We start from the raw sequence: 14062 nt of genomic DNA, 5'->3' as shown, positions 1-14062 counted from the left end.
ATGTAACGTCTCGCATTTCATATCTTCATCACTATGAAATATTATTCGTAAATTATAATTTATAGTTAACTTTTAGTCAATATTCGTTAACATTGCAACAATCTTTCCCATATTCGCATCACTCACATCCATAGCGAAGCGATTCCTATCAAATAAAAAAGAAGCAATGCACCGTTAAGCACATTGCTCCTCCTTGATATATTCGGAAACAACAAATTTAATATTGTGGATCTATCGCTCCCACTTCATAGTAGAATATCATTCCGTCATAAAGATCTGTAGGTGCCATCTCAACACGATAACTTGAATGCATAAGATAATATATTCCTGAAAAGCCTTCTCCGAGAGACCCCATTGAAACTTTAGAGTTCACAAGAGAATGGAGCTTAGCGTTGTTTTCAGGTGAAAAAGATCCAAAGTCGAGGAAGAAACGCTTTCCGTCAACATACTTAGCCTGATAAGCAATAGGATCAGCTGTTGTCACATAATAGTCCTTACGCTTATATTCACCGGGGCCTCCGAGATAAACTCTGATATTGGATTTTCCCTTGAAGAAATCTGTTCCGAGGCTGTAGTATGCATCTCCGTATTTTTCCTTAAGAACGCCGCCCATTGTGACCTTCATAAACATGCTCTGACCCTTCTTTGCAATGTGGCCGTCGTGTCCCGCAAGCATTATCTTGCCTGATCCGATTTCTTTTTCAAGATCAAGGATCCAGCTTACGTTCTCAGCCATTGCAGCGTCCCTGAAATTGGTCATTTCCTGAGTATCCTGCATTCCGTAGTCCATTGCGGTACATACATTGTCAGTAATCTTAAGAGCGCATATTGTATCAAAATCGTGTTCGCTTCCGGCAGCACCTTCAATAGCCGACTTAAGTTCAGCCATCTCGCTCTTTACCTTATTCCTCTGATCGTCTGATAAAGGTTCTGTCCTGTTTTCATCGATAAGCAAGTTTGTAGCGGAAAGATCTGCGCCTGTTATTGTGCTCTTTGCAATGTAGTCAAAAAGGAATTTGATGCCCTGATCGGGATTCTGCATATCAAATCCGTAAAATCTAAGTTTCTTATCCTCAGGTGCCGAAGCATTATACTGCTTCATCCAATCAAGGATATCCGCCATCTCCTTGGTGTGATAGATTGTAAAGCTCATATTGTTCACGATTTCTCTTGCATCTCCGTCGCCGCCCTGAACATAGGCATTTGCGGCAAGACAATCACCAAAATCCGCTTCAACCACGATCGCACGATAGTCTTTCTTTTCCACAAGCATCTTAAGCATTTCAAGCTTGGACTCCTGAAACTCTTTGCTTCCATGACTTGCTTCTCCAAGACCAACGATCTGAACGTTATCCGGAATCTCGATTCCTTCAACGGGAACCGCCGCATCAACAACTTCCTTGATCTTGTGACTTGCAAGTACCGTCTTGTAGTTAAGCCCTATTACCAGAGCCACACTCACCATAACTATAATTACCAACAAAACTTTCGCGATTTTCTTTAATACTTTCATTATACTTATTCTCCCCGTAAACTATGTTGTAGTATTGCTTTGAAGTAATTCTGTAAACAAGTGTATAAATTAACAAAAACACCAGACAGACTATTGCAATCGCACAGCAAAAAGTAGACATTTTGACATATAGGATCATACCCATAAACAATTTTAAGATTTTGCTTGCAAACATCATATGCACGATTGCAGTACATACCGGCAAAAAGAACATGAGCATTACCTGACTCTTTATTACTCCCCTTGCCTCTTTATCTGAAAGACCTGCATTTGACAGGATTTCAAATCTCTTTTTATCTTCCATACCTTCAGACATCTGCTTGTAAAAAATGAGCATAACTGTCGCGATAAGGAAAAGTATCGTGAGGAATATTCCAACGAAGAAAACTCCGCCGTAAAGACTGTAAAACAAGTCTCTTTCCTCGTTTTTATAAGAAAAGGTTTTTAATCCGTACTTTTCATTTATCTCATCTTTTAAAATCTGTATCTGTTCATCAGTAGTTTTTTCACCTACATCAAACGAGAACTTAAGTGTAGCGGACAAATTGGGAACATCGGGATTATTTTGAATTATCAAATCTTTTTCTGCTTCATTTGCAATAACTATATATTCAACGTCACAAAAATCGTCATACGTATCATCATCCCCTAAAACGTTTCCATCTATGCTCTTTTTTACATAAAACTCTTTTCCGAATATCGAAAAGCTCTCACCCTCTTTTACTTTATTATCTGTACTGTATCGTAAAATCTCTCCGGGGCTAAGAATCTCTTTCTCTCCGGTATATAGATAATAATCATCCAAAGTCACCATATATATGCAACATGTATTGCTTAAATCTTCACGTGGAAAACAATCCGGCTCAATCCCTTTTTCTGTCATTTCGCCAAAGCAAACACTATATCTTTCATCACGCCTGTTTTCGGCTTCAATACCTGATTTATCAAGTGCTTCATCAACTGCCTTTCCTACTTCCTCCAAAGATAAACCACCATCAGATGCCATACTTATAGTAACATCGTGGGGATACATGATATCAATATTCTGCTCACCAAGCATCATAAGTGATGAAGTACAAACAAGTAACAGAATCACTCCCGTCGAAAGAATACATATAGACGCAAGTCCCGCAGCATTATGTTTCATCCTGAACATAAGATTTGAAACACTTATAAAATGCTTTGTTTTGTAATAATAATCCTTATTCTTTTTAAGCATTTTCAGAACAAAAATACTTCCGGATATAAAAAGTGCATATGTTCCCACAGATACAAGTACTATCGCTTTAAAAAGACTTGTCATTGCAACCAGGGTGCTCTTAGCTGTAAGAGCCATATAGTAACCGTAAGTAATTGCGGCAACACCGATAATAAGCAATATAATCTTTACTTTAGGCTCTTTTTCTCCGACATTCTCACTCTTAAGAACTGATATCGGATTTGCCATATTAACAGTAAGAATATTGTAGATAAAACATACCGCAAAAATAACCATAAAAAATACAAGTGTGATCAGCGTTGCTTTAAGCGAAAAATCCAGTCCTTTCACAAATGGTTGCTTTACAATCTTGAAAAGAAAAAGGACTGAAATCTTATTCAAAAAAGCTCCTGCAAAAATACCAACCCCTATTGAACATGTACTCTGAACAAGACTCTCGATTAACATGACAAAAGTAACATTCTTTTTACTAAGTCCAAGTACGCCGTAAAGACCAATTTCCTTTCTGCGACATTTCATTACAAAACTGTTTCCGTAGAAAACAAAGATTACCGCAAATATTCCAACAGCTATACAGCCTATCGTCATGCAGAAACGAAGAAAATCTGCTCCATAAAATGCCGGATTTCCATTTTGTATAAGAAACTTACTGTTCACCAATGACAACAATATATGAAAAACAGTAATTGTAACGGAACACAAGGCAATATAAGGAATTACTGTCTTCTTATTATTCTTAAGTCCCGTAAACGCCAGTCTTGTAAGCAAGTTGTTATTCACTGTCCTCTCCTCCTCTCATCAGTACCGTAACTGCATCGCAGATCTTATCAAGCATTTCGCTTCTCTTAAGATTTCCTCTATAGATCTGGTGAAACACTTCGCCGTCTCTTATGAACATAACTCTGTCTGCGTAGCTTGCGGCAACATTACTGTGAGTTACCATAAGGATTGTCTGTCCGCTCATGTGAATATCGCGAAGCTGGTGCATCAGGTTTGTAGCGGCCTTTGAATCAAGTGCTCCTGTGGGCTCGTCTGCAAGAAGTATCTGAGGTTTTGTGATAAGTGCTCTTGCTATTGCCGTTCTCTGCTTCTGTCCGCCTGAAACTTCGTAAGGATATTTGTTAATGAGATCCGCAATTCCAAGCTCTTTTACAAGAGGTGCAACCTTATCGTCCATTGTTCTGTGGTCTTCGCCTGCAAGAACAAGCGGAAGTTTTATATTGTCCTCGATCGTGAAATTATCAAGGAGATTGAAATCCTGGAAGATAAATCCAAGGTTGTTTCTTCTCATGATCGCTCTCTCGTTGTCTTTAAGAGCCGAGAAGTCTTTGCCGTTTACAAGGACCTTACCTGCAGTCGGAACGTCAAGACTTGCAAGAATGTTCAAAAGAGTTGTCTTACCGCTTCCGGACTCGCCCATAATTGCAACGAACTCGCCCTTCTCTACGCTAAAGTGCACATCCTTAAGAGCTGTGACTGAATCTATTCCCATTTTTGTCTTGTATATCTTTTTTACGTGCTCAACTTCAAGTACCGGCATTTTATTATCCTCCAAGTTATTGTTTTGTGTTTGTGTTGGCGTGATGTACGCATTTGTGACTTTTGAAACCTATATCATAATAACAAAAAGGGAAATGCAATACCCTTTCTTTGGCTTACATTTCCCACTGCTAATCTTACATTTATGTAAGTTAAGCGATATTTCTTCAGATATACTTAGAATCCCGCGTATTTACCGATTCTTTGCGGACCTTTATTATGACATCGGTCCCCTTACCGAGCTCCGACTCTATGCGTATGCCGTGTCCAAGCTTATTGCACACGCCTTTGCAAAGATACAGACCGATTCCGCTTGCCTTCTTATCCACGCGGCCGTTGTAGCCGGTATAGCCTTTTTCAAACACTCTCGGAAGATCCTCGCTCTTTATTCCAACGCCGCTGTCGCTTACAACGATTTCTTTTCCCTCATCAGTATCACGGGAAAAAATCTTGATTCCGCCCTCCTTGGTATATTTGAGTGCGTTTGACAATACCTGCTCGAGGACAAAAGAAAACCACTTATCGTCAGTAAGTATCTCGCAGTCAAGGTTATCAAGTTCTACGGAAAGATGCTGACAGATAAAGACTGTCGAAAACTTTTTCACGGTCTGCTTTACAAGCGGCTCAAGACTGCACTTCTCAAGGAGAAGGTCGCCCGACATCTCTTCGAACCTCAGGTAATTAAGCGCCATCTCCACGTAAGTTTCTATTTTAAAGAGCTCACTCTTACATTCGTACGTGTTTGGATCGGCATCCTCAAAAAGGAGCTTGAGCGCCGCAATGGGAGTCTTTATCTGATGCGCCCAGAGTGCAAAGAAATCCTCTTTTTCCCTGAGTTTCTCCCACATAACCTTGTCTGATCCATCTTCGCTTTCATTATTATATTCCGGAATCTGAGTTCTGTTATGTATGGAATTATTATTTATAAAAGCGGCAATTACCGTAATTATCAGCATAAAAGATATCACATAAAAGATAAACTCGCCCTCAATGTGATACAGAGCACTTACAGCCCAGAAAATAAGTATAAATACTGCATTTGCCGTAAGGTATATTCGGTTATTTTTCCAAAATCCGTTATTCCCCAACAATGTAGCCAAGTCCTCTCTTCGTTGTGATGAATCCATCTTCGCCCGCTGCTTCGAGCTTCTTGCGAATTCTTGTGATATTGACGGTCAGAGTGTTGTCATCAACAAACTCTTCCGCGCCCCAAAGTCTCTCCATTATGCTCTCTCTTGATACGACTTTGCCCGGCTGTTCCATGAGTGTCTTTAAGATCAGATACTCGTTCTTTGTAAGCTCAAGCCTGCTATCTCCTGCTGTAACGGAAGTATCATCAAGGTTGAGGCGCACATTTTTTACCTCAAGCTCATGTACCGAAATGCTCTCTCCATAGCTCCTTCTAAGAACTGCCTGAATCTTGGCGGTAAGAACCTGAAGGTCGAAGGGCTTTGATATAAAGTCGTCGGCTCCCATATTCATCGCCATTACTATATTCATGTTCTCATCCGCAGATGATAAAAATACGATGGGAACCTGTGAAACCTTCCTGATCTCGCCACACCAATAGAAACCGTTGTATGCGGGAAGTTTTAAATCCATAAGCACGATGTCCGGCTTAAACTCCTCAAACTCTTCCATGATATTCTGAAAATTCTCTGCTGCCTTTGCTTTCATCTGCCAGGTCTCAAGATGCTTTGCCACCTGACTTGCTATTATCTCATCATCCTCAACGATAAAAACTTTTTTCATAATTCTTTTTTCCTTCTCATGAACATTAGATATCCAAAGCACAATACTATCTGAACTATTGTAGAACAAGGCGTTGCGAGTCCAATGCGAAACAGAGTCACAGGCGGAATCTTGCTCACAATAAATGAAAACGGAACACGAATCGCAAACGCGCCTATAATTCCCTGGATCATTACAAAACCTGTATGTCCCATTCCGTTAAAAAAGCCGATAAAGCAGAACAGGAAACATGTAAACAGGCAGTCGATCGCATACGCTCTAAGATAATCCGCCGCTGCAAGAATGACATCGTAATCGTTTGAAAAGATAGATGCCAGAAGGTCTCCGCGGAAGAATGAAAATACAAACATAACAACGCCAAATATAAATGATATAAGAACCGCCGATCTAAAGCCCTTGAGAGCTCTGTCAATCTTGCCCGCTCCTCTGTTCTGAGCAACAAATGCAGACATAGACTGCATGAATGAAAGAGGTACAAGCATGATAAATACGCAAACTTTCTGCGCAACGCCTGCTCCCGCCGACTCGTTAAGACCTATGGAATTTACGATTGAAAGGATTACCAAAAAAGATATTCCAACGAGAAAATCCTGTAATGCAATAGGTGTGCCGATGGATATAATCCTTTTTATGATATCGCCGTCCCATCTGACCTGTTTGCGATTAAAGGTAAACGGAAGTTTCTTCTTTGATATAAGTCTGCAAGAGATCACAACGCTGATAAACTGCGCAACAACAGTAGCAATCGCTGCTCCTATTGTTCCCATGTGAAGTCCCGCAACAAAGAAAAGGTCTCCTATTATATTGCTGATACATGCGATAAGAACCGTAACAAGGGGCGTTGTGGAATCTCCGAGTCCCCTGAATATACCGCCTATAAGGTTATATGCGATTATGACAACAGCTCCGCCACCGCAGATTCTTATATACCAAACGGTCAGCTTATATGCTTCCTCAGGCGCATTCATTGTTGCTGCAAGACTTGGTGCAACAAAAGGCACAAGAAGCGCAAGCATAAGTCCCAAAGCCGCGAACATCAAAAGGCCGCTTCCAACGATCTTACCACCTTCTTCCGCTTTCTTTTCGCCAATCTTCTGTCCCAGTAATATCGTCATTCCCATGCAAAGGCTACTGATGAGGTTAGTAATTGTCGTCATTATCTGCGAGCCTGTCGAAACGGCAGAAACATCCGCAGAACCTGCGAATTTACCCACAACAAGAAGATCGACCGCGCCGTACATCGCCTGCAAAAACAGCGCCATAAGAACGGGGCCTGCAAATTTTAAAAGAGGTGCTACTATTTTTCCTTCGGTAAAATCAATATTTTTTTCCATATCTATCCTTATTCATCCAAAAAACTATATTCAAAAGCACATCTATTATATTTTATTGCCACAGGCGATTCAACAAACGCGCAGTTCACATTTACGGAACAAAGAGTTGCTTTGCAACTCTTTGCGCGCCGATGCGCGCAAGCTTTAGCTTGCATAATACTTCTGCGCATCGGTCGCATCCATAGCGGAGCGTTTTTTATATCATAGGAAAGCAATTTCCTATGATATAAAAAAGAGCCATCCTCTTATTGGGATGACTCTTTGTGTACCGAATTATTTTGTTATTAATTATTGCAATTATTATCAGAAGAGATAAGGCTGCTCCCACAAGTTGAGCTTTGTTCCGATGCCGAGTTCCAATGCCTTTTCATAGCATTTTTTACCCCAGGCAACGTCCTCTACAGGCATTCCGCCTACAGAATAGATAATAACCTCATCGTCCGATTTTCTTCCTTCTTCCTTTCCTGCAAGAATAGCTCCAAGGTTTATGATCTTGTCTTTTGAAAGCTTGCCGTCGTGAACAAGATCAAGCCACAGACAACCTGGAATGTAGATCTGGTTGTATGTCGGATAAGGATACTCCTCTGCCCATGCCTCATAAAGCTTAATGTTGTCACATACAAGTTTTGCTTTACCGCTACAGATATATTCATCGGAGAAATCACAAGAACCGGGAACGCAGAACAGTGCGCCGGGCTTGATCCACTCCTCTTCTACGAAAGGATACTGACTTCTGTCCATACCCATTGATGTTGAAGTCGCAAAGCTAAGGATATCCGAATCTCTTACGCATTCCTCAAGAGTATCCACTACTTTGATAGTTGTGAACTGAGGCAGATGCTCTTTTACAAAAGCTATACATCTGTCGATTGAAGCTTTTCCTCTACCTTTTATCTTGAGTGTATCAAGTGTGGGGCGTAACGCCGCAAATGTTTCGATAGCCGTGATGTTGATAACGCCGGGACCTACAATTCCAAGTACTTTGGCATCCTTAACCGCAAGGTTTTTTACACCCGCTCCGGGGATACCGGATGTACGATAGGCTGAGAGAAGGTTGGCAGACATAAGAGACAGCGGAGCGCCCGTATCCTTGTCATTTAGCATTACCATAAGGATAGACCTCGGAAGTCCTTTTTCTCTGTTCTCAACGTTTGAGCCATACCACTTCATTCCTGCCATGGCCGTCTCACCGCCCACATAAGCCGGCATCGCCATGAATCTTCTGTCGGGGCCGCTCTTTGGCATGTTGGGGAAAATAGGATTGTCAGGGAAAGTAATCATTGTTCCGTGAGAGTTTCCGTTTTCTCCACCCATCAGGTAATCACCTTTATCGAGAGTTACCAGAAGTTCCTCCATACATGATGTACAACTTACCACATCATTAACACCTGCCTTGATCATGTCAGGCTCACTTAAATATAAAAGATCTAATTTTGTATCACTCATACTGCTTTCCTCCTATTCGCCTTTTTATCTATTTCATCAAGTCCTTTACGGCTATGAAATCTAAAGTACAATTCGTTCTCCATCGCCATTACTTCCTTTATCGGATATGGCTTAAAGAGCGGTCTGTTTATCTTGAATTTGACCCATGTGAATGAATAAACCGCAAGCGCCGCCATGGTTATCAGCACAACTCTGTAAAGCGAGAGCTTCACATCCCACGAAGTGTCAATGTTGTAGATCATATATGCAGATCCTGCAATTCCAAGGATCGGAACGAGATATCCGCAGGGCGTCTTAAAGTTTCTGGGCGCCGCGGGGAGTCTTTTTCTCAAAAGAATTACGTTTATATTTGAAACAATGTAGCTTATAAGCCAAAGCACCGCCAAAACCGAAATCATATATGAGATGGAATCGGTCGATGAAAGGCCCGTTATATTAAGTACCAGGAATATCGCAGCCTCCAAAAGGATTCCTACGTAAGGAGCGCCCTTTGAATTTTTCTTTTGAAAAAATTCGGGAAGAAGACCAATCTTGGACATTCCCATAAGGATGTATGCAAGCGAGCCCATTATCGTATTTACGGAACTTATTGCTGCCAGAAGTGTGATGATCAGCATCCAGTATCTTCCCATGGGTCCCAAAAGAGCCATTCCGTACAGCATCTGCGGTGTCGTGCTTCCCGTCATATCTTCCCATGCCGTGTAATTCTTAAATCCGAGTGTAAGGAATGTCTGCATCGCCAAAATGATCAGCATACTGAGCACCATTCCGAGGGGAATATCTCTTTTTGCATTCTTACAACTCTTGTTAAGAGGGATTACATATTCGCCTCCTACAAACAGGAAGAACGCAAGTCCGCACAATCCGGTAACACTCTTAAAATCTGTTGCAAGTGCCGCGGGCTGTTCAATAACCTCTCCTGTTCCGATCCCAAGAGCTCCGAGAACACCCATTGTAGCCAGTGAAAAGATAAGTGCATAAGCCACAAAATCCTGAACCTTGATAAATACATCAACGCCGTTTAAATTCGTAATTGCCAAAAAAGCTATAAGCACCAACGAGAACACCCATGCCGGAAGTCCCGGTCCCGCGAACATCTCCGCAAAAGTATTTCCGAAAACAGCTCCTTCAACGGATCCCGCAAGCGAGTTGCAGAGAAGATATCCGCCCACCATACAGATGATGGTGATAAAAGGTCCGACACATGCCAGCGAAAACTGTGCAAGTCCGCCCGTTAAATCGGGCATCATTGAGTTTAATTCGGCAATTGACAACAAAGTAAATATGTTTACGCAACACGCGATTATCATAGTTATTATGAAAGGAGTTCCTATGCTGCCTGCACCAATGCCAAGGGTCAAAAGACAACTTGATGCCACCACGAGTCCTACTCCCGTTGCTATGACACTACCCAAACCAATCTTTTTATCATTCATAGGCAACAAGCCTCCTTTCTCAATCGAGTGCACCCTCTTTAAGTGCATCCATTCCTTCTTCACCGGTCCTTACCCTTACCGCATTCGTAACCGGGGTAACAAAAATCTTTCCGTCACCTATGTGACCTGTGTAAAGTGATTTCTCCACAAAATCCAAAAAGCCGTCAACTTCTCTTGAAGGGAGCACAACCATCACAACCTGCTTGGACAAAAGTTGAGGTGTTGTATTTTTTTCTGCTTCATATTCCTGTGTTCCAAGCTGGACACCGCATCCTTTGGCTTCGTAAATAGTCATTCCGGTAATACCGAACTTACCAAAGTTCTTTGTAAGCTCTGCAACCTTGGCTTCTTTTGTGATAATCTCAACTTTTGATAATTCTTCGATCGCAACTTTCATAACGTGTGCCTCCTTTTACTTCTTATATTTTGGCTTTGAATCTACCGTATCGTAGTCCCGATATATCCACTGCCGTCTTTCCTTCATCTATAAGCATCGCCAGCTGCTCTCCGACAGCCGGTGCTATTCCAAATCCATGTCCCGAAAAGGCACATGCTACAACAAGTCCCGGAACTTCATCGACAAATCCGAGTACCGGTACGCCATCCTGACAGATATCAAGGTATCCTGCCCAGGTTCTTACGATCTTGGCATCTTCAAGTGCAGGGAAGTATTTCATGATTCCTCTGCATATGCACGGCGCCGTTATCGCCGCATTACTCGGTGAATTTACAGGTCCGCAGTCTTTGTTATTAAGCTCAAGTCCCGACATTCCGCCAAATACGAATGATCCGTGATCTGCCTGATGTCCGTAAAAATCTGCCTCTGCGGTACCAAGCATCTGATTGAACATATGAGGTTCAGCCTCGGTCACAAGGCACTCACACAGTTCCTTGTGCATCGGAACGTCAACTCCTATCGTTCCGAGAATCTCTCTTGATTCGTAACCTGCGGCTACAACTACGAACTCTCCTTCATATTCATTCTCTTTTGTATAAACTTTGCGAAGGCGTCCTTTAACTTTTCTTAGTCTCTCAACCTTTTCACCTGTGATAAATCTAACGCCCATCTCTCTTGCCTTTTTGTAAAAAGCAAGTGTTGTGACCATCGGGTTTGCATGTCCGTCAGTCGGACACCAGCTTGCTCCAATAACTTCATCAGAAAGGTAAGGATTGATCTCTTTTACCTCATCAGAATCGATCATTCTGACATCAAGTCCGCAAGCTACCGCTCTATCTGTAAGTCCCTGCAAGATCTTGAGGTGCTCGGGTGTCTTGCCGAGACGAAGATTTCCTTCTTTGTGATATTCACAGTTAACTCCGAGTTCTTCCGAAAGTGTCGGCCACAGCTCTTTTATTCCATACATCGCAAGCGGCAGTTCCCTGGGGTCTCTTCCCGACTGTCTTACACCACCGCCGTTTCTGGATGAGCCGCCGTTTCCGATATTATCGCTCCCCTCCAGAACAATTACGCTTTTTCCACGTTTACTCAGGTAATAACTAATGGCACAACCGATGATTCCGGCACCGACAATTACTACATCCGCTTTATTTTCCATTACCATAGCCTATACCTCCTCTGTGCCAAATATTCTCATTTCCGTAGGACGCATCGGAGATCTTGCAGTTGCAGGCTCAAGCTCTGCCGGAGATACACCAAGTTCTCTCGCAACAATACCTTTTACAAGTCTTGAGCAGGTCTGTCCCTGGCAAAGTCCCATTCCCGTTCGCAAATATCTTCTTATTTCCGTGAGCGTCCACATCCCGTCATGTACGGCTTTTCTGATCTCACCTTTTGTAATTTCCTCACATCTGCAGATAAGCATGTCGTCATCCGGCTGTGCGATGAATTCACCTATATCTATTGATCTGTCAACTACAGTATTCATAACGATCGCTCCTTTTCACTTCTTTAACTACATTTGAAAAACCTTGCTTTCATCGCATATTCCTTCGGAACCTTCATGGTAAGAAGGTTTGTATGATCGAATGCTCCGACGCTCTTTACAGAAACAACTTCTGCTTCGCAGAGCTTCTCGCCTTTTCTTGAAAGTCCGAATCCAACCGTTCCTACTTCAGGAAGCGGGAAGAATTCATATGGAAGGGTTACGGTTGCGCTTCCGTCGCCGCAATCTTCGTTTACAAGGAATATCGCCTGTCCCGAGCAGCTTGCTACGCACATTCCGCAGTTGATACATTCGCTTCCGTCCTTAACAAAAGGAAGGTATGTGATATTTTTTCCTGTTGAAATACAGCCTTTTTTGCATGCATCCTGGCACGGGTTGCAGGGGATATTCTGCGTACATTCGATCACAGGATGAACTCCCGACTTATGAACGACACCGGGGAATCTCTCAATCTCATCGTCTTTTACATATCCCTTTTTAAGAAGGTTCTTGGATATCTCGATTCCTTCTTCGGTGCTCTCTATGAGTTTTCCTCTGTTCTTGGGAGCAAACATTCCCTGTCTCAAGCTGTTAAGGTCTGCATCGAATACTTTAAGGAGGCTGTCTTTTTCTTCCTCATCGATATATCCGAGGTACTCCGCTACGCACACGCCTGCCATTTTTCCTTCGATCATGGCCGATGAAGCTTCCTCGATTCCGGATACATCACCTGCCGCAAATATTCCCGAAACGGATGTCTCACCATATTCATCAACGATAGGCACCTGGCCTCCGCGCTTTGGATTATCTTCCATAACACAACCGGCCATCTTAAGAAGCTGTGACATAGGAGATAAGCCAACCGCCATGCAGACTGTATCAACTTCGAAGAACTTCTCGGTATCGGGTATCGGTGCAAAATGATCGTCGACCTCTGTGATGGTTACGCCTGTAACACAATCTTCTCCGTGAACCTGCTTGATCGTGTGTGAGAGGTAGAAAGGAACTCCCGTCCTTGAAACCTTTGATGCGTGAACTCCGTATCCGCCGATTCTTGGAGCAGCATCAACAATTGCTACCACTTCACATCCTGCCTGCAAGAGCTGGAAAGAAACTACAAGTCCTACATTTCCCGAACCGAGCATCAGGATCTTTTTTCCGGGACGAATGCCGTGTATGTTCATCATTGTCTGCGCTGCACCGGCTCCGATAACTCCGGGAAGTGTCCATCCGGGGAAAGTGACCATATTTTCGGAAGCTCCGGTTGCAATTATTACCGTGTCGCCCTTAAAGTGGTGTATCTCATCATTGATCCTTACATTTACTTCTTTGTCGGGATATAAGCCTACGACCGTTGCGTTAAGAACAACTTCTACTCCGAGCTCACCAGCTTCTTTCAAGAGTTCTTCGCCGATCTTATATCCTCTTATCTTGGCGTGATGCTCTTTTGATCCGAAAAACTTATGAATCTGCTTAAAGAGCTGTCCGCCCGGTTTATCATTCTCATCGAATACGACTACCTTAAGTCCTTTCTTGGCTGCCTCAATAGCTGCCGAAAGTCCTGCCGGGCCGGCACCGACGATTATTACCTCGTATCTTTTCATAGAACGTTACCTCCTACATGCCTACTGCTTTGACTCCGTCCTGCGTGTTGACTACCATTCCTTCTTTAAGAGGTGTTACGCAGGTCCTGATATTTGGCTTTCCATCCACTACCATTACGCAGTCGGTACATCTTCCTATTGCACAAAAGAGACCTCTTGGTTTGTGTTCTTTCTTTGTATATCTGTGGATCATCACTCCGTTTGCCTTGAGTGCTATCGCAATAGGCTCATTCTCAAAGCCTTTCATCTTCTGTCCGTCAAAGGTAAATTCAACTTCTCTGCCTTCTTCTTTTTTCCCTAAAATAGGATGTTCCGATATTCTAGACATTTCTTGTT

The 14062-nt window shown here is 42.6% G+C and carries 13 protein-coding genes; all 13 read right to left on the bottom strand.

Going from position 1 to position 14062, the window contains the following annotated elements; translation table 11 throughout:
- Positions 1–217 precede the first annotated feature (217 nt).
- The 13 genes from BM398_RS03145 to BM398_RS03085 all read right to left on the bottom strand — a co-directional run bounded on the left by BM398_RS03145 (position 218) and on the right by BM398_RS03085 (position 14054).
- Positions 218–1513, bottom strand: coding sequence for an erythromycin esterase family protein (locus BM398_RS03145; protein ID WP_092336375.1), 1296 nt, complete (start codon positions 1511–1513; stop codon positions 218–220).
- Complete coding sequence (locus BM398_RS03140) at positions 1434–3512, bottom strand: FtsX-like permease family protein (protein WP_092336374.1); 2079 nt, start codon at positions 3510–3512, stop codon at positions 1434–1436. The genes BM398_RS03145 and BM398_RS03140 overlap by 80 nt, the downstream gene beginning before the upstream one ends.
- Positions 3505–4272, bottom strand: a complete 768-nt coding sequence (locus BM398_RS03135; protein WP_092336373.1) for an ABC transporter ATP-binding protein — start codon at positions 4270–4272, stop codon at positions 3505–3507. The genes BM398_RS03140 and BM398_RS03135 overlap by 8 nt, the downstream gene beginning before the upstream one ends.
- A gap of 166 nt (positions 4273–4438) precedes the next feature.
- Positions 4439–5398 (bottom strand): sensor histidine kinase, encoded by a 960-nt coding sequence (locus BM398_RS03130; protein WP_242949748.1) that lies wholly within the window; start codon positions 5396–5398, stop codon positions 4439–4441.
- Complete coding sequence (locus BM398_RS03125; protein ID WP_092336371.1) at positions 5349–6023, bottom strand: response regulator transcription factor; 675 nt, start codon at positions 6021–6023, stop codon at positions 5349–5351. Before BM398_RS03125 ends, BM398_RS03130 begins: the two co-directional genes overlap by 50 nt.
- The gene (locus BM398_RS03120; RefSeq protein ID WP_092336370.1) at positions 6020–7357 is read right to left on the bottom strand and encodes an MATE family efflux transporter; all 1338 of its coding nucleotides are present in this window, start codon (positions 7355–7357) and stop codon (positions 6020–6022) included. Before BM398_RS03120 ends, BM398_RS03125 begins: the two co-directional genes overlap by 4 nt.
- 303 nt (positions 7358–7660) lie before the next feature.
- Positions 7661–8803 (bottom strand): tyramine oxidase subunit B, encoded by a 1143-nt coding sequence (locus tag BM398_RS03115; protein ID WP_092336369.1) that lies wholly within the window; start codon positions 8801–8803, stop codon positions 7661–7663.
- A complete protein-coding gene (locus BM398_RS03110; RefSeq protein WP_175531817.1) occupies positions 8800–10239 on the bottom strand; it encodes an APC family permease in 1440 nt (479 codons plus the stop codon). The genes BM398_RS03115 and BM398_RS03110 overlap by 4 nt, the downstream gene beginning before the upstream one ends.
- Positions 10240–10258: 19 nt before the next feature.
- Entirely contained in the window at positions 10259–10636 is a 378-nt protein-coding gene (locus BM398_RS03105) for a P-II family nitrogen regulator (protein WP_081670574.1), read from the bottom strand.
- 22 nt (positions 10637–10658) lie between these two features.
- Positions 10659–11801 (bottom strand): NAD(P)/FAD-dependent oxidoreductase, encoded by a 1143-nt coding sequence (locus BM398_RS03100; protein WP_330365429.1) that lies wholly within the window; start codon positions 11799–11801, stop codon positions 10659–10661.
- A gap of 3 nt (positions 11802–11804) precedes the next feature.
- Positions 11805–12125 (bottom strand): (2Fe-2S)-binding protein, encoded by a 321-nt coding sequence (locus BM398_RS03095; protein ID WP_026515551.1) that lies wholly within the window; start codon positions 12123–12125, stop codon positions 11805–11807.
- Positions 12126–12148: 23 nt separating this feature from the next.
- Positions 12149–13726 (bottom strand): FAD-dependent oxidoreductase, encoded by a 1578-nt coding sequence (locus BM398_RS03090; protein ID WP_026515552.1) that lies wholly within the window; start codon positions 13724–13726, stop codon positions 12149–12151.
- A gap of 13 nt (positions 13727–13739) precedes the next feature.
- Entirely contained in the window at positions 13740–14054 is a 315-nt protein-coding gene (locus BM398_RS03085; protein ID WP_026515553.1) for a (2Fe-2S)-binding protein, read from the bottom strand.
- Between the last annotated feature and the right edge of the window lie 8 nt (positions 14055–14062).

Source organism: Butyrivibrio sp. M55, assembly GCF_900116865.1.
Taxonomy (GTDB): domain Bacteria; phylum Bacillota; class Clostridia; order Lachnospirales; family Lachnospiraceae; genus Butyrivibrio.
Note: the sequence above shows the minus strand (reverse complement) of the source record. Positions and strands in the feature narration are given on the sequence as shown.